At 68.2% G+C, this 23,333-nt stretch carries 17 protein-coding genes; 11 read left to right on the top strand and 6 right to left on the bottom strand.

Going from position 1 to position 23,333, the window contains the following annotated elements:
• Positions 1 to 11 precede the first annotated feature (11 nt).
• Positions 12 to 1,013: a glycosyltransferase family 2 protein gene (locus tag AC3WLZ_RS04320; RefSeq protein ID WP_492469203.1), complete on the top strand. Its 1,002-nt coding sequence runs from the start codon at positions 12 to 14 to the stop codon at positions 1,011 to 1,013.
• A 22-nt stretch (positions 1,014 to 1,035) separates the two neighbouring features.
• Here the strand turns inward: AC3WLZ_RS04320 and AC3WLZ_RS04315 are convergent, their stop codons facing one another.
• The 3 genes from AC3WLZ_RS04315 to AC3WLZ_RS04305 form a co-directional block, all read right to left on the bottom strand.
• Positions 1,036 to 1,884 (bottom strand): hypothetical protein, encoded by an 849-nt coding sequence (locus tag AC3WLZ_RS04315; RefSeq protein WP_492469202.1) that lies wholly within the window; start codon positions 1,882 to 1,884, stop codon positions 1,036 to 1,038.
• A gap of 82 nt (positions 1,885 to 1,966) precedes the next feature.
• A complete protein-coding gene (locus AC3WLZ_RS04310; RefSeq protein ID WP_492469201.1) occupies positions 1,967 to 4,072 on the bottom strand; it encodes an acyltransferase family protein in 2,106 nt (701 codons plus the stop codon).
• 167 nt (positions 4,073 to 4,239) lie between these two features.
• On the bottom strand, positions 4,240 to 6,267 hold the full coding sequence (locus AC3WLZ_RS04305) for a DUF6541 family protein (RefSeq protein ID WP_492469199.1): 2,028 nt from the start codon (positions 6,265 to 6,267) through the stop codon (positions 4,240 to 4,242).
• A gap of 77 nt (positions 6,268 to 6,344) precedes the next feature.
• On the opposite strand from AC3WLZ_RS04305, the gene AC3WLZ_RS04300 reads away from it, so the two are divergent.
• Entirely contained in the window at positions 6,345 to 8,564 is a 2,220-nt protein-coding gene (locus AC3WLZ_RS04300; RefSeq protein WP_492469198.1) for a hypothetical protein, read from the top strand.
• Positions 8,565 to 8,618: 54 nt separating this feature from the next.
• Here AC3WLZ_RS04300 and AC3WLZ_RS04295 read toward each other — a convergent pair whose 3' ends face one another.
• Entirely contained in the window at positions 8,619 to 10,517 is a 1,899-nt protein-coding gene (locus AC3WLZ_RS04295) for a glycosyltransferase (RefSeq protein WP_492469197.1), read from the bottom strand.
• A gap of 14 nt (positions 10,518 to 10,531) precedes the next feature.
• A complete protein-coding gene (gene glf, locus AC3WLZ_RS04290; protein WP_492469195.1) occupies positions 10,532 to 11,668 on the bottom strand; it encodes a UDP-galactopyranose mutase in 1,137 nt (378 codons plus the stop codon).
• 374 nt (positions 11,669 to 12,042) lie between these two features.
• On the opposite strand from glf, the gene AC3WLZ_RS04285 reads away from it, so the two are divergent.
• The 8 genes from AC3WLZ_RS04285 to AC3WLZ_RS04250 are packed head-to-tail and all read left to right on the top strand — an operon-like array spanning position 12,043 to position 20,341.
• On the top strand, positions 12,043 to 12,492 hold the full coding sequence (locus tag AC3WLZ_RS04285; RefSeq protein ID WP_492469193.1) for a GtrA family protein: 450 nt from the start codon (positions 12,043 to 12,045) through the stop codon (positions 12,490 to 12,492).
• Entirely contained in the window at positions 12,489 to 13,319 is an 831-nt protein-coding gene (locus tag AC3WLZ_RS04280) for a glycosyltransferase family 2 protein (protein WP_492469192.1), read from the top strand. The genes AC3WLZ_RS04285 and AC3WLZ_RS04280 overlap by 4 nt, the downstream gene beginning before the upstream one ends.
• Positions 13,316 to 14,323, top strand: coding sequence for a glycosyltransferase (locus AC3WLZ_RS04275; RefSeq protein WP_492469191.1), 1,008 nt, complete (start codon positions 13,316 to 13,318; stop codon positions 14,321 to 14,323). Before AC3WLZ_RS04280 ends, AC3WLZ_RS04275 begins: the two co-directional genes overlap by 4 nt.
• The gene (locus AC3WLZ_RS04270; RefSeq protein WP_492469190.1) at positions 14,313 to 15,233 is read left to right on the top strand and encodes an NAD-dependent epimerase/dehydratase family protein; all 921 of its coding nucleotides are present in this window, start codon (positions 14,313 to 14,315) and stop codon (positions 15,231 to 15,233) included. The genes AC3WLZ_RS04275 and AC3WLZ_RS04270 overlap by 11 nt, the downstream gene beginning before the upstream one ends.
• On the top strand, positions 15,230 to 17,005 hold the full coding sequence (locus tag AC3WLZ_RS04265; protein WP_492469189.1) for a hypothetical protein: 1,776 nt from the start codon (positions 15,230 to 15,232) through the stop codon (positions 17,003 to 17,005). Before AC3WLZ_RS04270 ends, AC3WLZ_RS04265 begins: the two co-directional genes overlap by 4 nt.
• A 43-nt stretch (positions 17,006 to 17,048) precedes the next feature.
• Complete coding sequence (rfbA, locus tag AC3WLZ_RS04260; protein ID WP_492469188.1) at positions 17,049 to 17,918, top strand: glucose-1-phosphate thymidylyltransferase RfbA; 870 nt, start codon at positions 17,049 to 17,051, stop codon at positions 17,916 to 17,918.
• Complete coding sequence (gene rfbB / locus AC3WLZ_RS04255) at positions 17,918 to 18,916, top strand: dTDP-glucose 4,6-dehydratase (protein ID WP_492469187.1); 999 nt, start codon at positions 17,918 to 17,920, stop codon at positions 18,914 to 18,916. Before rfbA ends, rfbB begins: the two co-directional genes overlap by 1 nt.
• A 3-nt stretch (positions 18,917 to 18,919) precedes the next feature.
• Complete coding sequence (locus AC3WLZ_RS04250; protein WP_492469186.1) at positions 18,920 to 20,341, top strand: sugar nucleotide-binding protein; 1,422 nt, start codon at positions 18,920 to 18,922, stop codon at positions 20,339 to 20,341.
• Between the two features lie 36 nt (positions 20,342 to 20,377).
• Here AC3WLZ_RS04250 and AC3WLZ_RS04245 read toward each other — a convergent pair whose 3' ends face one another.
• On the bottom strand, positions 20,378 to 22,048 hold the full coding sequence (locus tag AC3WLZ_RS04245) for a hypothetical protein (RefSeq protein ID WP_492469185.1): 1,671 nt from the start codon (positions 22,046 to 22,048) through the stop codon (positions 20,378 to 20,380).
• 68 nt (positions 22,049 to 22,116) lie between these two features.
• On the opposite strand from AC3WLZ_RS04245, the gene AC3WLZ_RS04240 reads away from it, so the two are divergent.
• Positions 22,117 to 23,199 (top strand): IS110 family RNA-guided transposase, encoded by a 1,083-nt coding sequence (locus AC3WLZ_RS04240; RefSeq protein WP_492469184.1) that lies wholly within the window; start codon positions 22,117 to 22,119, stop codon positions 23,197 to 23,199.
• Positions 23,200 to 23,333 lie beyond the last annotated feature (134 nt).

The following is a 23,333-nucleotide window of genomic DNA, read 5'->3' as shown; positions in this document are numbered from 1 at the left end:
TCGGGGCTGCTATGACCTCGCACGCCGAAGCCACCCCAGCCCCCCCGAGCTCCCCCTTCGACCCGGCGTCGGCGACGATCGTGGTGGTCACCTACAACCGGACGCCGCTACTGACCCGGCTGCTTGAGAGCATCGAGCGGATGTCGCCGGCCCCCGGCCACCTCGTGATCATCGACAACGCGTCGACGGATGACACCACCGAAGTCGTCGAGTCCTTCCGCGACCGGCTCCCCACCGAGCTGGTCTACCGACGACTCGACACCAACACCGGCGGCTCCGGAGGTTTCAGCGAGGGCATGCGGGTGGCGTACGAGCTGGGGTCGCAGTGGATCTGGCTGATGGACGACGACGTCGAGGTGGTCTCCGACGGCCTCGCGCGCATGGGCCACTGGGCCCCGCGCTTCCGCAGCATCCAGGGACGCCGGTACGACTACGACGGCAGCGAGTTCTACTGGCAGTACCGGGTCGCCGAGTCGATGGCCATCCCCATCCCCTTCGCGCCCGCGGGATTCGATTCCTCGGGCTTCAAGCCGATGAACTCGGGATGCTTCGAGGGGATGTTCATCCACCGCGACGTCGTGGCGACAATCGGCCTGCCCGATCCGCGCTTCTTCATCTATTGGGACGACCAGTTGTACGGCTGGCTCGCGTCCCGCGTGACCGACTCCGTGATCGTCGACGAGTTCGTCCTGCGGCGCACCCGCGAGATCAAGCAGTGGGACATGGGCATCCGCCACATGAACGCCTCGAGCGACGCCTACCGGTTCTACATCATGCGCAACCGCGCCTATCTCGCGAAGTACTACCGCGAGCTCGGCGTCTACAAGCCCCTGCCGTTCACTGCCGGTACCGCACTGACGTTCGTGAAGGAGCTCATCCGCCTCGTCGTCGTCGAGCGCAAGCTCCGCGGAACCAGCCACCTCTTCCGCGGCCTGCGAGAGGGGCGCCGCATCTCGCGCGACGCGTCGTGGCGGCCGATGCCGCCGCTGGCCCCGGCTCAGCCCGTCGGGTAGCCGCCGCGGGTCGCGTGCGCCGTCACTCCCACGGGAGCAGTGAATCGGACCGGCAGGAGTGGTCAGCGGACGCGGGCGAGATGTGGTCGACCGGAGCGGGTGAGCCCATGCCGAGCCACTCTCCGTACGTGAGCGGGCGGACATCTGGAAGCTGAACGGCCGCCCCCGGGTCGTAGGGAAAGTTCATCGCTCCGATGTAGTTGAGTTGGGCCTGCCCCGTGAACCATCTCAAGACGACGTCGTTCGCGGTCCGCGTGACGTTCAACGGCGTCGGCGACCCCAGGCTCACCCACTGCTCGTAGGTGAGGCGGCCGCCCTTTCCGGCGCCGGTGTCGCACATGTAGGCGATGCCCCCGCTGGCATCCCACGACAGGTGCACGAACCCGCGGCCCTCGAGTGCGGTGAAAGACGGAAAGCCCGCGCCGCGCCACTGGTCATAGGTGAGTTTGAGGATGTCGCCCGCGCGATCCTCCGCGAGGAGCTCGGGCGACGTCCCCCACTTGTGCACCGAGATGTCAGGGCCCCACGGCTGCACGGCCACCGGAGGGTAGCCCGCGGCCTGGAACTCCTCCCACGTGACATCCACCTCGAGGTACATCCCCGGACGATCGAAGATCGTGACCGCCGTCACCGTGGGGAACGTCAGAACCTTCTCGAACGACGTGGATGCCGTGGAGAACCCCGGGAACCCGAGCGACGACCACTCCTCGAACGTCAAAGGGACCACATCGTCGTCCGTGACCTCGTAGATCGTCCCGTCGTACGTCGTCCGGACATAATCCGGAGCCGCGGGCTCGGCGTACGCCGGCGCCGCAACGGCACCCGTGAGAAGAGCCGCCGCAGCGACCGCGAGGACAGAACGGATACCCACGAGAACTCCCCCTCCACAGTGGGGAGGTGCGCGCGAACCGGCCTGCCTATGAATCCCCTGGGAGAAAGCTAGCGTATCCGCGTCACCATCCCAGCAACGGCAGCATCCGTTCACGAAGAATCGGCACGGTGGACATCACCCACGTATTCGTGAGGTGGTGGTCATCCCGATAGACGAGCCGCCCGCCCTGGGAGAACGCACACCATTCCGGTGAGCACATCACGTCCGTGAGATCGAGAGGCAGCAGTCCCAACTGGGCGGGGTCCATCCGGGTGGGCGGAGGAGACACGTCGAGCACCGCGGCCCGGGCGATCCCGCACTCCTCGTCCGGTATCGACGTGTCGACGACGCATCCCACAGGGTCGCTGCCGGTCCAGGGATTGTCGCGGATGGCGACGATCGGTATCCCCGCGTCGGCGAGCCGCATCCAGGCCCGCTCGTACGCCCAGGGAACCATCTCCCGGCGATCCTCGTCGGTGTTGTTGGGGCGGGTGCCGGTGGTGAACACCGCGTCCGGGTGTCTCTCGAGCAGGGTCTTCAGCGCATGCGCGGACCACGCCACGCATGCGTCGTCGAAGAACTCCACGCCCTGTCGACCGTCGACGAGCTCGCAGCTCCACTTGATCATCGTGTCGACGCGAAACCCGTGCTCCTCCCCCAACGTGTCAAGAGCATCGGCCCACTGTTCGGTGTGCGACCCACCCACGACCGCCAGGACGCGGGAGGCATTCAGATCGCCGTACGAGCACAGCACGACCTCATCTTCGACCGAGTTGCAGCCATCCCTCACCGCCTTCGACTTGTCCTCGGCGGCCAGAGCGGAAGACGGGATGCGGCCGTCAGACGGGTCCCACGAGAACAGCCCGGGGAAGGCGGCGACGGACGCTCCCGGATACCGGTCGAGGTCGCCGACGATGTCGCCCAGGTGCGCCCGACCGATTTCGACGTTCGTCAGCCACGCCGCGGGCACCGCGACGACGAGGGAGCCGACGATGGCGACGAGCCCCCACGGGCTCGCGACGCTGCGAGAGGAATTCGCGCGCCGAACGGGGCGGGCCGGGGCCGGGTCCACGGCGGGTACGGAAGACCGGGCGGGACGGAGGCGCTGGTCGACCAATCGGACGCTCACCCACGCCAGTGCCGCGCTGAGTCCGAGCACGGCTGAACCCGCGAGCCACCCCAGTTCCTCGCCATCGCGCAAACGCAGGGCGAAGACCAGAACGGGCCAGTGCCACAGGTAGAACGCGTACGCGTAGATCCCCGCGGCGGCTATCGGTCGCCAGGCGAGCACGCGCGAGGGGCTCCATCGACCGCCCGGGAACAGCACCAGGAGCACGGCCCCCGTCAACGGAAGAAGCGCTGCCGGGCCCGGGAACGCGGTTCCGCCGTCGACCACGAGGCCGGTCACGAGGATCGCCGCCACACCGCACCACGCGAGAACGGTGGCGACCGCGGGCCCTACCCGTTGTGTCGTCAGCGATCCCGTCGACCGCGCGCGGTCGAGGAGCAGGGCGAGCACCGTGCCCAGGAGGAACTCCCACGCGCGCCCCACGGTGTCGAAGTACGCCCACGCCGGGTCGATCGCCACCCCTACCGACGCCCAGAGGAAGGATGCTCCGCACGCCACGGCGGTCACCGTAAACGCCGCGCGCCAGGTGGGCTGAACTGATCGTCGTCGAAGGACGACGGCGACGATCGCCACGACCGTGGCCATCGCGACGAAGAGCTGCATCTGCACCGACATCGACCAGAGGTGCTGATTGGGCGAGTCCACCACGGCGGCCGCACCGTAGTCGCGGCCGGAACCAGCCAGGTACCAGTTCTCCACGGAGAACGCGGATGCCAAGGTTTGGCGGGCGGCCTCGGACCACCGTGGCACCGGCGCGAACATCGCTGTCACGGCGAGGATCACCAAGAGGACGAAGAAGAGGACCGGCAGCAGACGGCGCCCCGTCCGAACGAGGAACGATCCGATCGCGAAATCGCCGCGGAGCACGGAGCGCACGATGCCGCCGCCGACGAAGAACCCGGAAAGCAGAAGGAACACGTCGACCCCACCCGACACGCGCCCGATCCACACGTGGTAGACGGCGACGAGAAGCACGGCCAGTGCTCGCAGGCCGTCGAGGTCGTGCCGTCGCACCGTTACCGGGGGGCGCGAGCGCGCGACGGGAAAGGGTGAAATCATTCGGGTCTCCTGCACCGGCTCGCCTGCGGTCGGTGGCACGGAGGATCCCATGCGTGGTGCGAGCGGCAAGGACACGGCCGCTGATGGAGCGGAACGGCCGCGACGCTGACGAGGGAAAAGCGGGTGTCTTCGACGCTATCACGGGCATCCGGCAGCCCAGTCTGGCTCTAGCCGGGCAACGGACCGCACTGATCGATGCGGTACAGCACGCTGTCGCCCTCGCTGGCCACGGGAGTGAAAAGCCCCGCCTCGACCGCGGCATGCGGGCCCGGGAAGAGGTTGCCGGCGGGATCGCCCCCGGCGAGGGCATGCGGGCTGTACAAGACGAATCGGACACGCAACCGGTTCAAGGCATCGCACACGCGAGGATCGTCGCCGATCGCTGTCAACTCACGTGCGAGCACCGTGCGATCGGCATCCCAGGTGCCGTTGACGTGCGGGAAGACGGGCTCACGATCGCCGTAGACCCGCGTCCACGCCGACCCGTCCCACGGGTCGCCGAGCACGCGCTGACCGACCGGCACGATGTCGGGCAGCCGCTCGAAAAGCTGGATCTCGGCCTGCGAGACGACCTCCGTGGTCGCCCGATCCGCCGGCATCCGGAACACCTCGCCGACGGCCGCCGTGACTCCCCCGGCGATGAGCACCACGCACGACGCCCCCGCCACGACCGCGGTCATCACGACGGCGGCGGACCGCGAGCGTACGGAGGTCTTGCGCGCGGCGATGGCGAATCGTTCGCCGAGCGCGAGGATGCCGAGCGCCGCCAGCGGCACCCCCAGGACCGGGATCAACGACGACAGCCGATACCGGTCCTTGTACCAGATCCCCGTGACGAGCTTGGCGAAGACGTCGTCGGATCCCGCGGCGAGCGCGAACAGGAGGATCACGGCGACGTAGGCGACCACCACCCACCGCAACCTCGGAATCCTCAGGGCGAAGACGGCGCCGAGGAGGACTGCGGCGGCCAGCAGGAGCGACGGGAACGTGATCTGAAGGCCCACCCCCGTCGGCCACGACTGGAGTAGCGCGTTGAGAATCCCCTCGGCGACCGACTGCGTCGCGCGCGCCTGCGGGCCACCCAGCCTGTCTTCGATCGGACGGTCGAACACGTGCAGCACGCGCACCGCGACGACCAGAGCGCCGCTGGCGGCGATGGCCAGCACGATCCCCGTGCCCACCACGACACGCATCAGACGCCGCCGCTGTGTCCCCCCGGCGCGCCAGGCATCCCGCGCCACGCGCACGAGGGCGAACGCGGCGGCCGGCACGAGCAGCAGCGCCCAGGAGGCGATCACGCGGGGCTGCGCGAACGCCAAAGCGAAGACGGTCGCGGCCAGGGCGATCGACCCCAGTGCCGTCGAACGCCACCTCCGGCCCGCGGTGGCTTCGCGCGCCCGGCGCGCGATCGCGATGGGCAGCGCCACCGCGGCCGGAAGCAGGGCCGTCGCGAGGAACGTGGGGTAGAGCGAGCCCCACGTCAGCAGCCCGTACGGCATGCTGACGAACGCGACCGAGAGGGGCAGCGCGACCACAGCCGCCGGGCCGGGGGCGATCGGCCGGAGCAGGACCTGCGTGAGGAATGCCACCCCCGGCATCCAGATGCCCACGGCCACCGCGATCCAGGAGGCGTTCGCCGCGACAGGCACCGAGGCGCCCGTGGTCATCGCCACCGACGCGACGAGCGTGTGCCATGCCGCCGGGTAATACGCAAATGTCGACGCAGGCTGGATGAGCGAACGCAAGGTCACGGAGGACGCGTCGCCTCCGGCGAGGATCTCCGCCGTCGCCGAGAGGTGGAACACGTTGTCGTACGTCTGAGAGACGTACGACGGCTCGGAGACGGACGAGAACGTCACGAGCACCAGAGCAACCGCCGAAAGCGCCCAGCTCAGGGCGATGCCCCACCGCCAGGGGTCGCGCTCGCCGGCGGCGGCGCCCGCGGGCGCCAGGAGCTTGACGAGCCCCGCACCGATCAGGGCGGGGACGAGCGGATGCCACGGCTCCCACGGAACGCCGAGAAACCCGCCGACGACGCCGGCGACACCGATCGCCACGACCGAGCCGACACCGGCGGAGGCCGCGCGCGCGACGACGCCAACGCGCAGCGGGAAGGTGATCACGAGCCCGGGGACCAGAAGGATCAGCACCGCGACCACCGCGACGACCAGACCCCAGCCCCACTCCTGCAACATCGCGCGCCAGCTTAGACGGCCCACCTGTCGGAATGGCTCAGGTGGCTCTCGGTGGCACGGACCTAGACTGATTCACCATGTCTGCACCTGTCGCCGTTGCGCCTTCCGGCGCCGCGCAACGCCCAGGACCCGGCCGCGCACCGTCCGTTCGCCGGGAGGCGGTCGCGATGGTTCTGGTCGGTGTTTTCACCGCCGCCGTCGCCCTGCTCCCGGTCCTGTTCAACCGCCAGTTCTACTTCTTCGCGGACACCCCGGACGGCGCGTACGGCCAGTGGTATGAACTCGGGCAGCAGATCGCCGGCGGCAACTGGCCGCTGATGAACCCCGCGGCCTGGATGGCGGGCAACTACGTGGCCGAAGGGCAATGGGGACTCTGGAACCCCATCATCCTGGCCATCGGCCTCTTCGTCGCGTCCGCGAGCAACGCGGTCGTGGCATCCACGGTCATCAAGGTGTTCTTCCTCGTCGTCGGCGCGCTCGGCGTCTACGCACTGACTCGTACCTACGGCGCGCGGCGTCCGTGGGCGATGGTCGCGGGGATCGCCGCTCCCTTCGCGGGCTTCACCTTCTTCATGGATGCCACGAGCTGGGTGACCAACATGATCACCTGGGCGTTCTTCGCCTGGGCGGTGGCGGCGCTCAGGGTCTGGATCACCCGAGGCGGTCTGTGGATCCTCGCCGCCTTCGCGGCGATCTACCTCTTGATCACCGTCGGATACGTCCAGGGCACGATCATGCTCGTGTTCTTCTTCGTCGCGCTGCTGGTGGAGGCTGCCTTCCGCCGCAACGGGACGCAGGCCGTTCGCGCGGTGCTCGCCGGTGTGCCTGCGGCCCTCATCGCCCTCACCGTCTATCTGCCCGGCGTTCTGACCGCGTCCGTGACCGCTCGATCCAGCGGGATCTCCAACGACGGGTTCCTCGTCGTGAGCCTCACCGGCCTCGCGACTTCATCCGTTCCCTCGGGGCAGGTCGACCTCATGGGGTGGTGGGGGCGGTACACGGACGTGCCCCTCCTCTATGTGTTCTGGCTGTTGCCGCTCCTCGTCGTCGTCCCCTGGTCTCGGGTGCGGAAAGCATGGGCCGACTGGACACCGCTCCTCATCTTCGGCGGTCTGGCGACGGCTCTCGCCGTCGGCCCCTCGATGCTGGGCCCGCTCCGATTCCCGGCCCGCACCATGCCCTGGGTCGCGCTCGTGATCATTTGCGTCACCTGCCTGCTGCTCTCGCGCGCCGACGGACGATGGGTGCTCAGCCGTGGGAGGCTGCTGGCGCTGGGGATCGTCTGGGCCGGCCCGTTCTGGCTGGCGTTCAGTCAGGTCCCTCTCGGCTGGCGCCGGCACCTCGTCTTCGCCGCGCTCACCGGCGCGGCGCTTCTCGCGATCGTGCTGCTGCGCCGCGCGCGTCCCGATGCCCGGAAACGGACGCTCGCGATCATCGCGGCGACCAGCGCCGTCGTCGTGGGTCTTCAGTCCGCCGTCTTCGCGGACTCCCTGGTCTCGCGCGCGCCGTACGAGGACGAAGCATCGGCGTACACCGAAGGCATGCCGACCGGATACGGCGAAGGCATGGTGATCGGTTCACCTCTCGGTATGCCCGACACCGTCTTCGACGAAGTCGAGTTCGCCAACATGTGGTACCTGACGGACCGGGTCAACGTGCTCAACCTCTACACTCCCGTCGAGTATCAGGCCATGGCGGAGGATCTCTGCCTCGCCTACGACGGCCGGACCTGTCCGGAGGCCGTGGACACACTGTTCGAGACCGATCCCGACACGGGCTCCACCGTCGCGGATCTGCTGTCCCTGGATTCGGTGCAGCTCATCGAGGACGCCGACCGGAGAGTGGCCGATCTCGCTGCTCTCACGCCGCCAGCAGGATGGTCGCAGTCGTTCGTCGGAGACCACAGCGTCGTGTGGACACGCGACCGTCCGACCGCCGACGTGGGATCGGTCACGTGGACGAGCCCGGGCACGAGCGTGGAGGTCATCGAGGACACCCCCCTGAAGACCACGTTCCGGGTGACGGGCGTTCCTGCGGACGGCGGCCGCGTGGCGCTCAGCCGCCTCGCGTGGCCGGGGTACACCGTAGACGGCGGCGCGCTCGCGGCGCCCGTTCGTGGCTACCTGACCAGCGTCGACGTCCCGCCGGGGTCGATGGGGTCGACGATCACCGTGAGTTTCGCACCGCCGGGATGGGGCCTCATCCTCGCCAGCATGATCGGCAGCGTGGTGTTCACCATCGTCGTTGCGGTGTTCGCGCTGCGCCGCCGGGCGCGCCGCTCGACCGCACGAGCGTAAACGTGGAGGCGGCAACGGCAGCCGAGCTGCCGTTGCCGCCTCTCGAAAGATCGCTCAGGACGAAGTGTCGGCGAAGATCCGATCCCACGCCTCAGGGCTCGTGATCCCATCCAGTCCGTCACGGTACTTTTCGGACAGCGTGGGGAACTTGCGCCACAGCTTGAAGTGGATCATCAGGCTCTTGAAGAGGAACCGGCGCATCAGAGCACGGTCGCGCTGGTACCACGCGACGCCGATTCCATCCGGAGACGTCACCAGGGCGGAGTCGATGTCCGAGAAGCGCCACCACGAAATGTCCGGCGCGGGGATGATCCGCTCGGGATGACTCTTGCTGTGGGCAGTCTCACGAACGAGGAGCTGGCGGGCAGCGACCCGACCGGCGAGGAGCAGCGCCGCAACCGGATTGGTCGGCCGGCGGACCGTTCCACGCGCACCGGGAGCGCGGCGCACCACCGGCAGGTCGGCGAGGTTCTCCACGACGCGCGCGTCGCTGTACTGACCGCGCATGCCGCGAACCTCGCCCTGCCGTCGGGGAAGGAGCTCGGCGAGGGCCTCGGGCCCGCGAAGCACGTCTCCGAGTGCCTCGTGACGAAGTCGGACCGTGGAGTACTGCAGCATGAACAGCAGCTTGATGTCGCCCAGGAAAGACAGCAACGGCAGGGCCGCGCCGCGTTTTCCGCCGGGGTGCAGCATGCCCGTGATCCACCGGTTGCGGTGGATGAAGTATTCCTCCCACGTGCGGGAGGGATCCTTGTCGTGCCAGGCCATGTGCCAGACCGCGACGCCCGGAAGGCAGACCGTCGGGTAGCCCTGGTCACCCGCCCGCAGGGAGAACTCGATGTCGTCGAACTTCAGGAACACCGGCAGCGAGAGGCCGATCCGCTCGAGCACCTCCGTCGGGATCAGGCACATCCACCAACCGTTGAAGTCGGCGGCGAGTCGGCGGTGCAGTTCCGGGGTGGCGCGGAGAGTGTCCTCGGCGAAGTCGTGGTCGTACTCGCTCTCACCGGAGGGCCGCATCCAGCTTCGACCGTAATCCCACGTCTCACCCTGGGTGTAGAGAACGGCTCGCTCGTCGAGATGGAGCATGCCACCGCCCACGATCGTCGGCTTGACGCAGAAGTCGGCGAAGCGGACGCTGCGGAGAATCGCCTCGGGCTCCGAGATGGCATCGTCGTCGAGCAGGAGGACGTAGTCGCTCTTCTTTGCCTTGAGGGTCTCGAGCATCGCGCGTCCGAAGCCGCCGGAGCCGCCCAGGTTGGCCTGGCGGATCACCTGCAGGCGGTCGCCGAGCACGTCTGCTGCCGCAGGGAATCCGCCCTGATCGGAGACGAGGTCGGTCCCCTGATCGATGAGCAGAACCGTGTCGAGGACGTCCGCGATGCCTTCGTCCTCCCCCAGAGCGATGAGCTGGTCCAGCGCATAGGTCGGGCGGTTGAAGGTCGTGATGCCCACCGTCACGGTGCCGGCGCGCTCTTGCGTGTCGGGCACCTGCCACTCCGCCGCTTCGAGGGTGGCCTCGGTGCCGGCGCAGGCGACATCGAACCAGTAGAACCCGCCGTCGATGAACGAGGTCAAGGGAAGGTCGATCTCGACCGTTTCATCGGTGAAGGAGCGGGATGCCACGGCGGAGGACCGGCCGCGCGCGCTCGACTTGTACACCGAGAGCAGCCCTCGGCCCGACAGCTTCGCTGAGAGGCGGACGGCGCGGACCTCGGTGAAGCGCTGCCAGTAGCTCGCGGGGAAAGCGTTGAAGAACGTGCCCATCGAGACCCGACGGTGCGGGAAGACCTTGATCGAGCGGCGACCCTGGATCTCGTAGTTCTCCCCCGGCTGCGAGCCGCTCCCGTCCCCGGTGTCGATGTACAGGGACGACACCTCCGCCACACCGCGGATGGGGAACACGGTGTGGTTGACGGTCGTATAGGTCGCTACGGGCGTGGTCGGCTGCATATTTCTCTCTCCGCTCACGCGAGCGTGTTGTTCCACATCGACAGTGCGGCCCCGATGGCCATGTGCATGTCGAGGTACTGGTAGGTCCCGAGTCGTCCGCCGAAATGCACGTCCCGTTCCCCCTTGGCGAGTTCGCGATAGGCCAACAGACCAGCGCGGTCGTCGGAGGTGTTGACCGGGTAGTAGGGCTCGTCCGCCTTCGTCGCGAAGCGCGAGAACTCCCGCACGATGACGGTCTTGTCGGACGGATAGCGGTCGGCCCGCTCCGGGTGGAAGTGCTTGAACTCGTGGATGCGCGTGTAGGGCACGTCGGCGTCGGCGTAGTTCATCACGCTCGTCCCCTGGAAGTCCCCGATCGGAAGCACCTCCTGCTCGAAGTCGAGCGTGCGCCAGGAGAGCTCGCCTTCGGCGTAGTCGAAGTAGCGGTCGACCGGTCCGGTGTAGACCACGGGAACCTGTCCGACGGTCGACTTCTTGCTCAGAGGCTGCGATTCGTCGAAGTAGTCCGTCGACAGCTTCACGTCGATGTTCGGGTGGTCCGCCATGCGCTCGAGCCAGGCCGTGTACCCGTCGACGGGCAGACCCTCCCAGGTGTCGTTGAAGTAGCGGTTGTCGTAGGTGTAGCGCACCGGGAGGCGCGAGATGACCTCGGCGGGCAGATCCTTCGGGTCGGTCTGCCACTGCTTCGCCGTGTAGTCACGGATGAACGCCTCGTAGAGCGGTCGGCCGATCAGACCGATGCCGCGCTCCTCGAGGTTGGCGGCGTCCTTCGCATCGAACTCGCCCGCGAGCTCCTGCACGAGCGCCCGTGCTTCGCCGGGGCTGTAGGCCGCGTGGAAGAACTGGTTGATCGTGCCGAGGTTGATCGGTAGCGGGAACACGACGCCCTTATGGGTCGTGTACACGCGGTGCACGTAGGAGGTGAACTCGGTGAAGCGGTTGACGTACTCCCACACCGCGGGGTTCGACGTGTGGAAGAGGTGCGCGCCGTACCGGTGCACCTCGATCCCCGTCTCCGGCTCGGCCTCCGAGTACGCGTTGCCGCCGATGTGGTGGCGGCGGTCGATCACGGTGACCTTGCGGCCCGCGGCCGCCGCCCGCTCAGCGATGGTGAGGCCGAAGAAACCTGAGCCGACGACCAGGAGATCCATACTGTGCAACTACTTCCGTTCGCGATCCGTGGGGGGCATACGAGACGCAGAGGGTCATCGATGCGCTCTCGCGAGTGTACCCGCGTGAACCGGAGAGCCCGAACCCGCGGCGCGGGGCGGTAGAGGCGAAACGGTAGGCTGGATGCCGATCCTGCCGTGTTGTCGACTATCGCCCAGCTTCGAGGAGCTAGCCTCGGTGTCGTCCGTCGACCACGCGCTCGAGCACCACAGGGTCGGCCGAGGTCTCTCGTCGCCTGTGCGGCACCACCCGGCACCGAAGGAAAGGTCCGCGCCCATGAGCACCGCCATGACCCCGCGGCCCTCCCGAAAGGGCTCTCGCCCTGCCGGCATCCGCGGACGAGAGGACGCGCCACGTGGCTGAGCGCGAGACCGTCGGTGGAATGACCGGGCCCGACGGCCCCCTCCTCCGCCTCATCAAGGACCGACGCGTCGCCTTCCTCGTCGTCGGTGTGATCAACACCGTGGTCGGCTTCCTCTGGTTCGCCATCTTTGAGCTCACCGTCGGCCGACTGTGGGGCTACATGGCGACGCTGCTGTTCGCGCACGTCGCTTCGGTGCTCTGCGCGTTCGTGCTCTACCGGCGGTTCGTCTTCCGTGTGCGCGGGCACGTCTGGCTCGACCTCGCTCGGTTTGAAAGCATTTACCTGGTGTCGCTCGGCATCAACGCGGTCCTTCTCCCCCTGCTGGTGGAGTTGGCCGGGCTGGTGCCCATCGTCGCCCAGGCACTGATCGTGTTCGTGACGACCTTGGTCAGCTACGTCGGCCACAGTCGCTTCTCGTTCCGAAGGAAGAAGGTCTCATGACGGCACCCCGACTCAGCGTCGTGATCCCCGCCTACAACAACGGCAAGACCATCGCCGAGACCATGCGCTCGGTGCTGTCGGACGACTCCGTCGACCTGGAGCTGATCGTCGCCGACCACTCCTCCACCGACGACACCCTCGCCGAGATCACGCAGTTCGAGGACGATGAGCGGGTGACGATTCTGCACACGCCGTCCGGCGGTGGAGCGCCCCGCAACTGGAACAGGGTGACCGATGCCGCGCGGGGCGAGCTCATCAAGCTCGTCTGCGGCGACGACATCGTGCTGCCCGGAACATTGCAGCGTCAGATCTCTCTCCTCGATGACCCGACGGCCGTCCTCACCGCCTGCCGACGCGACATCGTCGATGCGAGCGGTCGTGTCTTGTTCTCCGGATGGGGCCTCCGTGGTCTGGGACGCCCCATGCCGGGAGCGCGGGCCGTCGCTGCTGCGGTTCGCGCCGGATCCAATCTCTTCGGCGAGCCGGCGTCGGTCATGATGCGGCGCTCAGCGCTCAGCGCCGTGGGCGGCTGGCGAGCGGATTTCCCCTACCTCATCGACCAGGCGACGTACTCCAACGTTCTCCTCCGAGGTGGGTTCGCGCCTGACCTCACCACGGGTGCGACATTCCGGATGAGCGCGAGCCAGTGGAGCGTCGCCCTCGTCCGCGACCAAGCCGCCCAGGCCAAGGCCTTCCACCGAGCGCTTCACCGCGAGCACCCGGAGGCCGTGTCGGCGATCGATGTCGTGGTGGGCAACGCCCGGGCCGCGCTGATGGCGCGGGCGCGACAGGTGTCGTACTGGATCCTGAAACGGAGAATGCGATGAGTTCCGCTGACACGGCGCCGTACGTTCACGGCATCACGGTCGTGATCCCCGTTTATCAAGCGGAGCGCACCCTCCGCGGAGTTCTCGAGGAGATCGTGCCCCTCACGGAGGGTTTCCGCACGCCCGAAGGTCGGCTCGCTCGGGTCAGCGAAGTCATCACGGCTTACGATCACGGCCCGGACCGCTCCGACGCGGTGATCCGCGAGCTCGCGAGCGAATTCTCCTGGGTGCGCCCGGTCTGGCTGAGCCGAAACTTCGGCCAACACGCCGCGACCCTCGCGGGGATCGCCTCCTCGGGCGGGGACTGGGTCGTCACCCTCGACGAGGACGGTCAGCATGATCCGACGTTCATCGGCAGCCTCCTCGACACCGCGCTCGACCAGCAAGCTGACGTCGTCTACGCGGAGCCGACCAACCGCCCCCCTCACGGTGCCGTTCGCAACGCCGCGTCGAAGGCGTCCAAGCGCATCCTCGAAACCGTCTTCGGCGGCGGCCGCGCATCCCACTTCAACAGCTACCGCCTCATCCTCGGCGAAGTCGCGCGCAGCGTTGCCGCGTACGCGGGAACGGGGGTCTACCTCGACGTCGCTCTGGGATGGGTCGCGGCGCGCATCGTCACCTCGCCCGTGCAGTTGCGAGAAGAGGGAGATCGCCGGTCGGGGTATTCCTACCGGCGACTGATGGCGCACTTCTGGCGCATGATCCTGACCTCTGGGACGCGCGGACTTCGTCTGGTGACGGCCGCGGGGGTGATCTTCTTCGTGGGTGGCGTGCTCTTCGCCATCTACCTGATCGTCATGCGCTTCGCGTCGGGCGACATCCCCGAGGGCTGGACGTCACAGATGGTGGTGACCGCGCTCGGCACCGGGCTGGTCCTGGTGTCGCTGGGCATCGTGGCGGAGTACCTCGGTGTTGCGGTCAACATGGCGATGGGGCGCCCGCCTTATCTCATCGTGCGCGACCCGTCGTCGGGTCCGCTCGGACACGCTGACGATGAACGGTGAGAACGCCTGGGTCATCGGCCGCGGTCTGCTCGGGCGCGCGGTAGAGAAGGCACGCGGGGTCGAACCGACGAACCGTGCGGTGCGCTGGAGTGATCCCGCGACCGCCATCGCCGACCTTCGCGCCCACGTAGCGGAGTTCGCCGAGACCCCCGGCCCGTTGGAGATCTACTGGTGCGCCGGACGCGGGGTCACCTCCACGCCGCGCGAAGAGCTCGACGTCGAAGTCGATGTCTTCGACCGTGCACTGCAGGAATTCGCCGACGTCCTGGGCCGGCGCGATGTGCGCGTCTTCCTCGCATCCTCGGTCGGAGGGGCCTATGCGCTCGCCCCCGAACCGCCCTTCACCGAGCACACGCCCGTTTCGCCGGGGTCGCACTACGGCGTCGCGAAGCTCGAGATGGAAGACCGGCTCGCGGCGGTCGCCGAGCGAATGGGCTGGCGGACGCTGGCCGGACGCATCACCAACCTCTACGGCCCGGGACAGGATATGGCCAAAGGCCAAGGACTCATCTCGGTGATCACGGACAGCTACGTCACGGGAAAGCCGGTCTCTCTCTACGTCTCTCTGGACACCCTCCGCGACTACATCTACGAAGACGACTGCGCCCGCGTCATCGTCGCGGCCATGGGTCGCCTGAGCGGCGAACCGGCCGGCTCCAGCGTCGTCAAGATCATCGGCGCGATGACAGCCGTGTCCATCGGCGCACTTCTGGGCGAGGCAACGCGCCTGCGGCGCCAGCGGTCCCGAATCACCCTGGGCATGGGCCGTGCCGGAGGGCAGGCATCCGATCTGCGGGTTCGGTCCGTCGTCTGGCCTGATCTCGACGCCCTCGTCTCGACGACCCTCCCCGAAGGCCTCGACAAGGTGTTTCGAGCTCGGTTGATGGCGCAGGGCTCCCCCCGCCGGTGAACCGCTCGACCCCCGGCCTGCGGACGGCTATCCTCGGCGTCGCCTGCTCGGTGATCGTGTACGTCGCGGCGATGTTCTGGACGCTCTTGTCCGCCGCTCCAGGCCCCTTGCAGGCGATCCGCCGGTTCGCCTGGCACGACCAACTCGGATACCTGTCCATGGTCGTCGACGTCGCCGACGGCAATCTGACGGACCGCGAACCCGTCACCGAGAGCGGAGTCAATCACTACCCGCGGGCCTACTACACAGTCGTCGGACTCGTCGCGCGGATCTTCCACCTCGAGCCCATCACCGCGTGGAACGCGGTATCGCTCCTCTTCCAGATCGCCGCGGTGGCCGCGCTGTCCATCTGCCTGATCCGGCTCTCGCGGCGGCCCTGGGCCGGGTTCCTCGCCCCGCTCCCATTCTTCGCCGGAGTGCTCTCGTTCGCCGCGCCCGACGGAGAAGGGTGGTACCGCCCCCTCGATTCCCATGCGGTCCTGTGGGGACCGTACGGGGCGCTCTTCTCCAACAACGCCGAGACGGCCGGATTGTGCACCGTCATCGTCTCGACGAGCGCACTCGCCGCCGTCTGGCTGCGCCCCACCTCGCGGCCGGCCCGGGTCATGACATCGGCCCTCGCCCTGCTGGCACTCGGGGCGCTTTCGAGTTTCCAGACATACAGTTTCCTGGCCGGCGCCTACGTCGTCGCCTACGCCGCCGCGGCCCTCTTCCTCGTTCGCGCGGGTCGGCGCGGGTGGGTCGTCGCCACGCTCGCGGCCCTGCTCGCCGTCTTCGTGGCGGGACCCCATGTCGCGAGCGCGGCGGGCCAGCTGCCCACCCTGGTCTTCGGTCTGCTCCCCGCGGTGCCCGGCCTCGTTCGCGGGCTCATTCGCACGCGCGGGGTCCTCGCCGTGTACGCGGTCGCGTTCTGCGTGACAGCGGCACCGCAGATCCTCTGGACGCTTTCGGGCATCCGGAGGCAGGATCCGTTTCTGACCTACCGCGTCGCGTCCAACGTCGACCTCGGGGTGGCGCGGCCAGACGCGCTGCTCGCCGCGACCGTCGTGGCTCTCCCCCTCGTCGCTGTCCTCGTCGTCTCCGTCCGTCGTCGCGCGGGCGTCCCGGCCGCCATCGCCCTTGCCGCGGCGGCCGTGTGGATCGTCCTGAGTCTGAACGACGTCTGGGGCGCCAATGCCGAGCCGTACCGCTTCTGGATCGACTGCTTCCTTCTGTGTGGCGTGCTGACCGTGATCGCCGGTGCATCCCTGATCGGCCGGACCCCACCCGTCCGATCGAGCGAAGATCCGCGCATCGACCTCCTCCCCGCCGTCCTGGCTGGAGCCTGCGTGATCGTGTACGCAGCGGGCCTCGTGGACTTCGCGCGTTTCACCTCCGACCCCGACATGCAGGAAACGTGGAACCCGCAGAGTCCCCGGGCCGCGGCGATCAGCGAGATGGCCCGCTCCACGGTCGACACGGACTCGCGCCGCCTCCTCGTCGACAGTTGCGTCGACGATCGCACCGTGAAGGCGACGTCGGGCGCATCGATGCCCTTCTACTACCTCGGTATGGCCTGGCCCGAGAACCGGGATGCCATGCAGGCGGTGATGGACGCGCGCTTCCGCTCCCTCCCGATCACGGCGGACCAAGCCGACGCCGCCGGCATCGGATGGGTTCTTCTCGACAGCGCCTGCGTCGCGCACACCGGAGTCATCGGCGAGCCGGGAACACTGGTGGATCAGCGGACCTACGGCGAGGGACTCACCCTCCAGCTACGGCGGCTACCGTGACGGCGGTCTCGGATCGCTGCCTTCACCTGGCAGGATGGAATCCGTGAAGGGCATCATTCTGGCCGGCGGCTCCGGCACGCGACTGCACCCGATTACGCTCGGCGTCTCGAAGCAGCTCATCCCGGTGTACGACAAGCCGATGGTCTACTACCCGTTGTCGACCCTCATGCTCGCCGGCATCCGGGAGATTCTGGTCATCACCACCCCCCACGACGCTCCTTTCTTCGAGCGCCTGCTCGGCGACGGCTCTCAGTACGGCGTCTCGCTCACTTTCGCGGTGCAGCCCTCGCCCGACGGACTCGCGCAGGCGTTCACGATCGGCGCGGACTTCATCGGCGACGACAAGGTCGCTCTCGTCCTGGGTGACAACCTGCTCTACGGGCCCGGATTGGGCACGCAGCTCAAGCGTTACGCCGACGTCGACGGCGGGGCCGTGTTCGCCTACTGGGTGGCCGATCCCCAGGCGTACGGAGTCGTCGAGTTCGACTCCGATGGCCGCGCCGTGTCTCTCGAAGAGAAGCCGGCGAAGCCCCAGAGCAACTACGCCGTCCCCGGTCTGTACTTCTACGACAACGACGTGATCGACATCGCCCGCAACCTCGCGCCCTCCGCCCGTGGGGAGTACGAGATCACCGACGTCAACGCCGAGTATCTCCGTCGCGGAAGGCTCCGCGTCGAGGTCCTTCCGCGCGGCACCGCGTGGCTGGACACCGGCACGTTCGACCAGATGTCGGATGCGGCCGACTACGTCCGGACCATGGAACGACGCACCGGTCTGCGCATCGGCGTCCCCGAAGAGGTGGCCTGGCGCCAAGGCTTCCTGACCGACGACGAACTCCGGGAGCGGGCGAACAAGCTCGTGAAGTCCGGATACGGCTCCTACTTGCTCGAGATTTTGGAAAGGGGCCGTTGATGGCACACCTTCTCGTCACCGGCGGCGCCGGCTTCATCGGCTCCAACTTCGTCCACCACGTCGTCAGCCACACCGACCACACCGTGACCGTTCTCGACAAGCTCACCTACGCCGGGAACAGCGCTTCGCTGGACGGACTGCCCGAAGACCGGGTGCGCCTCGTGGTCGGCGACATCGCCGACGCGGCGGTGGTGGACCCCCTCGTGGCCGACGCCGACGCCGTGGTGCACTACGCCGCCGAATCGCACAACGACAACTCGCTGCACGACCCGCGGCCGTTCCTCGACACGAACATCATCGGCACGTACACGCTGCTCGAAGCGGCTCGGCGGCACGACGTCCGCTTCCATCACATCTCCACCGATGAGGTGTACGGCGACCTCGAACTCGACGACCCGGCACGGTTCACCGAGTCCACCCCGTATAACCCGTCCTCGCCGTATTCCTCGACGAAGGCGGGGTCCGACCTGCTGGTCCGCGCGTGGGTGCGTTCCTTCGGTGTGCGGGCGACCATCAGCAACTGTTCGAACAATTACGGGCCCTACCAGCACGTCGAGAAGTTCATCCCGCGCCAGATCACGAACGTCATCCGTGGCATCCGACCGAAGCTCTACGGCTCCGGCGAGAACGTGCGCGACTGGATCCACGCCGACGACCACTCCTCCGCGGTGCTGACGATCCTCGACAAGGGCGAGATCGGACAGACGTACCTCATCGGCGCCGACGGCGAGAAGGACAACAAGACCGTCGTCGAGATGATCCTCGAGATCATGGGGCAGCCCTCCGACGCCTACGACCACGTGAACGACCGCGCCGGACACGACCTCCGCTACGCGATCGACTCGACGAAGCTGCGGACCGAGCTCGGCTGGTCACCGTCCTACGGCGACTTCGCGTCGGGCCTGGCCGCGACGATCGACTGGTACCGCGCGAACGAGTCGTGGTGGGCTCCCTCGAAGGACGGCGTCGAAGCCTTCTACGCCTCGAAGGGGCAGTGACTCTTGCCGTTGCAGTTCGGACGCGCGTTGCGCAGCGAGTCCACCCCGATCCCTGGCCTCCTCCTCATCGATCTGCCGGTCCACGGGGACGCGCGCGGATGGTTCAAAGAGAACTGGCAGCGCGAGAAGATGACCGCGGAAGGAATCGACCTTCCCGACTTCGCCCCGGTGCAGAACAACATTTCGTTCAACGACGCGGTCGGAACGACGCGGGGCATCCACGCCGAGCCGTGGGACAAGTTCGTCTCCGTCGCCACCGGCCGCATCTTCGGCGCCTGGGTGGACCTGCGTGAAGGAGACACGTTCGGCACGGTCTTCACCGCGGAGCTCGATCCGTCGACGGCGATCTTCGTTCCGCGCGGCGTCGGCAACTCCTACCAGACTCTGGAACCCGACACCGCGTACACCTATCTCGTCAACGACCACTGGTCCCCCGAGGCGTCGTACACCTTCCTCAATCTCGCGGACGAGACGGTCGCGATCGACTGGCCGATCGCGCTGTCCGAGGCCGAGGTGAGCGAGAAGGACAAGAATCACCCGCGCCTGGACGACGTCATCCCGATGCCCCCGCGCAAGATCCTCGTGACCGGCGCCGCAGGCCAGCTCGGACGCGCCCTTCGAACGGAACTCGGCGATCACCCCTGGATCGAGTACGCCACCCGAGCCGACCTGGATCTGACGTCGGCCGACATCTCGACGGCACGGCGGTGGCGGGAGTACGGCACGATCATCAATGCCGCCGGTTACACGCAGGTCGACACGGCCGAGACGCCAGAAGGACGCGCGGATGCCTGGGCAGGCAACGCTGCTGCCGCCGCATCACTGGCACGCATCGCCACGGCGCACGGCATCACGCTGGTCCACGTGTCCAGCGACTACGTGTTCGACGGGGAGAAGTCGCTCCCTTACGCGGAAGACGATCCGGTCTGCCCGCTCGGTGTCTACGGTCAAACGAAGGCCGCCGCAGACGTCGTCGCCGCCACGGTCCCCCGCCACTTCATCATCCGCACCAGCTGGGTCATCGGCGAGGGACGCAACTTCGTCCGGACGATGGCCGACCTTGCGTCGCGGGGCATCGACCCGCGCGTGGTCGACGATCAGACCGGTCGGCTGACGTTCACAGTCGACATCGCGGCCGCTATCCGCCTCCTGCTGGAGCAGGACGCGCCCAGCGGTATCTACAACGTGACGGGTTCCGGCGAGCCCGCCACCTGGTGCGACATCGCGCGCGAGGTCTTCCGGCTCACCGGCAATGATCCGGAACGCGTTTCGGGCGTCAGCACCAGCGACTACTTCGCAGCCTCCACGGCACCCGTTTCGCCGCGACCCCGCAACAGCGTTCTCGACCTCTCGCGCGTTCAGGAGCTCGGCATCCCGACCCCGTCATGGGAGTCGCGTCTCGAGGAATACCTCTCCCGAAGCTGAAGCCCGATCGGGGCCCAGCCGCTCAGCGACGCGCTCTCAGGGAAGGTCCGGACCCTGCGGCAAGGCCGACACGGTGGAGGCCGAGAGCGTCAGAATCGTCGGTGTGCCCTGCGCGAGGCTGGTCACCGTGCTCCACGACAACACGTGGCGATAGACACCGCCGCTGGCCACGTACACCGCGTCGCTGTTCGCGGACTTGACCAACACCACGGGCAGGTTGCCCGGTCGCACGACGAACCGGGCGCACGCCGCACGCGAGAGCTCGGGCACGGTGAAGCCCTGTGCCGCCGCCGGGGAGACGGCCGTCACCCCGCCGGAACCCACCGCGTAGATGGTGCCCGCGCACGAGAACCACAGGCCGAGAGGGGCGTCAGAGAACCTCAGGCCGGTGAGGTCGGCGTCGGTGAGGCCGAGCCACGCCATGGTCAGCCCGGCGTCGCGGGCGAAGTCGAAGCTCGGTACCGCGTAGGCCGTCGACCCGGAGACGAGCGACAGCGTGGGCGACGAGCCCTTCACGATCTCGCCGTCCGCGATCGGCGCCCCCGCGGCGTACGCGTCGAAGGTCGCCGCCGAGACGGTCGCGATGGTCGCGGGGGTCTTGCCCATGTACGTCATGAGCGCATTCCAGTTCACCGCTACGCGACGCTTCCCGCCGTCGATCGCGGCGACTGCGCTGCGCCCGCTGACCTTGATCAGCGGGGCCTTGCCCATGCTGGGTCCCTGCGTGAACTGCGCGCACGTCGCCGCGCCGGCCTCCATCGACGCCAGGCCGGTACGAGCGGGGTCCGCGACCGGATAGATGATGCCGGATCCGGCGAAGTACGTCGTGCCGTCGCACCGAAGCGTCGGCTGCACCTGGCCGTTCTCGCGGTACCTCGCGAACAGATCGGCGTCGGACACGACCGCCATGCTCGACGCATCACGGTTGAACTCCGCCACGTCGCGCCAGGACCGGATCCAGACGAGCGTGCTCTGGTCGAGCGTGAGGTAGACCTTGTCCGACCCCGACGACTTGACCACCTGAGCCGGCGCGAACAGCAGCGGGCTCTTCTGCTTCGATGCCAGTGCCGATGTGCCGAGGTACGCCCCGTACACCGCAGTGGCCGGATCGCCGTTCGCGGAGCGAGCGGCGGCCTCGTTCCACAGGGGCGTCACCGTCGTGGGCGAATCGAGCCGGCCCCACTGCGAGGATCCGCGAACGCGGTAGAACGCCGTCATCTCCGCGCCGCTGGGGGCTCGACTGAACAGCGCGGTGGCGATACTGACGGGGGCGGAGCAGTCGGCGCCCCAGCGCGCCACGAGATCGCAGGATGCCAATCGGTGGCGCTGGCCATCTTGGAAGTACGCGATCTCGCCCGTGGACTCGTCACGCAGAACGGGACCGGTGTCCCCCGCCTGGGCGTACTGCTTGAGGTAGGCGTCGGAGACCGTGTACACGCGACCGAACACGCTCGACAGCGACGTCAGGTCGTCGCCGTTGAGGATGTGCCACCGCCGCCCGCCGGAGAGGAGATAGACGGCGGGATCGCCCGATGTCCGCGCAAGCACCACGCCCGTGCCGCGGGTGGTGCCGAACCAGTCCGTGAAGTTGTTGTAGAAGTTCCGGTTGCCGTATGCCGAGCAGTCATCGCCGAGACCGCGACCCGCTCGCAGGGCAGCGGAGTTGGGCTGATAGACGCTATGAGTGGTTGAGCCTGGGGCCTCCACTCGCGTAGACCGTGGGTTGCGGGCCGGTGTTCCGGCTTGCCGAGCCACATACGTGAGGGAGGCCCCAGTTGATATCTGAGCGTACGAGTGTCGGGCTGGATGTGCACGCGCGAAGCGTGGTCGCAGCCGCGATCGATGAGCGAACCGGGGAGCTCGTGCAGCGACGCATGGGTTCCGACATCGAGGAGATCGTCGCCTGGGTGACGGGTCTTCCGGGGCCGGTCGCTGCGACCTACGAGGCGGGGCCGACCGGATTCGGGTTGGCGCGCGCTCTCACGGCTGCCGGAGCGCGGTGCGTGGTCGCGGCTCCGTCGAAGCTGCAGCGCCCGGTGGGCGACCGGGTGAAGACCGACGCGCGGGATGCGGTGCATCTGGCTCGGCTGCTGCGGTTGGGCGAGGTCGTCGAGGTGGTGGTCCCGAGCATCGAGGCGGAGTCGGCCCGGGATCTGGTGCGGGCTCGGGAGGATGCCCGCGGGGATCTGATGTCCGCCCGTCACCGGGTCAGCAAGCTGCTGCTGCGGCAGGGAATCCAGTACTCGGGCGGGAAGGCATGGACCGTCGCGCACGACGGGTGGCTGCGATCCCAGCGGTTTGAGCTGGTCGGGTTGCAGGCCGCGTTCGACGCTGCCTACGAGGCGATGATCCAGGCCGTCGACCGCCGTGACCGACTCGACGCGGCGATCGCACGCATGGCCGCGGACAGCGAGTTCACCGACGTCGTGAACAGGCTCTGCTGCCTGCGCGGAGTGTCCACGCTGACCGGCTTCGCTCTCGCGGTCGAGATCGGCGACTGGACCCGGCTGGACGGGCACCGCATCGGCGCCTATGTCGGGCTGACCCCGTCAGAGTCCTCCTCCGGCGCGTCTCGCGCACTGGGCGGGATCACCAAGACCGGCAACAGCCACGCCCGTCGCCTGCTGATCGAAGCGGCCTGGCATCACCGCCCCGTCTACCGTCCCACCTCACCGGTCATGCGCGCCCGCTGGGACCGGGCCAGCGCCCAGGCGAGAGCCCGCGGGCATGCCGGCAACCAGCGTCTGCACGACCGGTGGGTCAGGTTCCAGGCGCGCAGGAAGCGCAGCGTCGTCGCCAACGCCGCGATCGCCCGCGAGCTGGCCGGCTGGTGCTGGTCCCTGGCCGTCATGACCTGACCCCGGCCCTGAGCTTCCGGCCGCCGACGGTGGTGACGGCAGCGTCCGGGCGACTCGCGACACGCCCTATGAGCAACCCGCCCAGCAGGCCACGCTCGATCTCTAGACTCGCGTGAACGCCCCGCCGAACAAGC

The sequence above is a fragment of the Microbacterium sp. FW305-3-2-15-F-LB2 genome (assembly GCF_058787255.1).
The sequence above is the reverse complement of the archived record's forward strand: the minus strand, read 5'-3'. Positions and strand labels throughout refer to the sequence as shown.

Bases quoted from the DNA above. Each gene is read 5' to 3' on its own strand.
- glf (WP_492469195.1), bottom strand. From the start codon at position 11,668: ATGGATCTCCTGGTCGTCGGCTCAGGTTTCTTCGGCCTCACCATCGCT.
- AC3WLZ_RS04275 (WP_492469191.1), top strand. From the start codon at position 13,316: ATGAGTTCCGCTGACACGGCGCCGTACGTTCACGGCATCACGGTCGTG.
- AC3WLZ_RS04300 (WP_492469198.1), top strand. From the start codon at position 6,345: ATGTCTGCACCTGTCGCCGTTGCGCCTTCCGGCGCCGCGCAACGCCCA.
- rfbB (WP_492469187.1), top strand. From the start codon at position 17,918: ATGGCACACCTTCTCGTCACCGGCGGCGCCGGCTTCATCGGCTCCAAC.
- AC3WLZ_RS04305 (WP_492469199.1), bottom strand. From the start codon at position 6,267: ATGTTGCAGGAGTGGGGCTGGGGTCTGGTCGTCGCGGTGGTCGCGGTG.
- AC3WLZ_RS04310 (WP_492469201.1), bottom strand. From the start codon at position 4,072: ATGATTTCACCCTTTCCCGTCGCGCGCTCGCGCCCCCCGGTAACGGTG.
- AC3WLZ_RS04270 (WP_492469190.1), top strand. From the start codon at position 14,313: ATGAACGGTGAGAACGCCTGGGTCATCGGCCGCGGTCTGCTCGGGCGC.
- AC3WLZ_RS04320 (WP_492469203.1), top strand. From the start codon at position 12: ATGACCTCGCACGCCGAAGCCACCCCAGCCCCCCCGAGCTCCCCCTTC.
- AC3WLZ_RS04295 (WP_492469197.1), bottom strand. From the start codon at position 10,517: ATGCAGCCGACCACGCCCGTAGCGACCTATACGACCGTCAACCACACC.
- AC3WLZ_RS04280 (WP_492469192.1), top strand. From the start codon at position 12,489: ATGACGGCACCCCGACTCAGCGTCGTGATCCCCGCCTACAACAACGGC.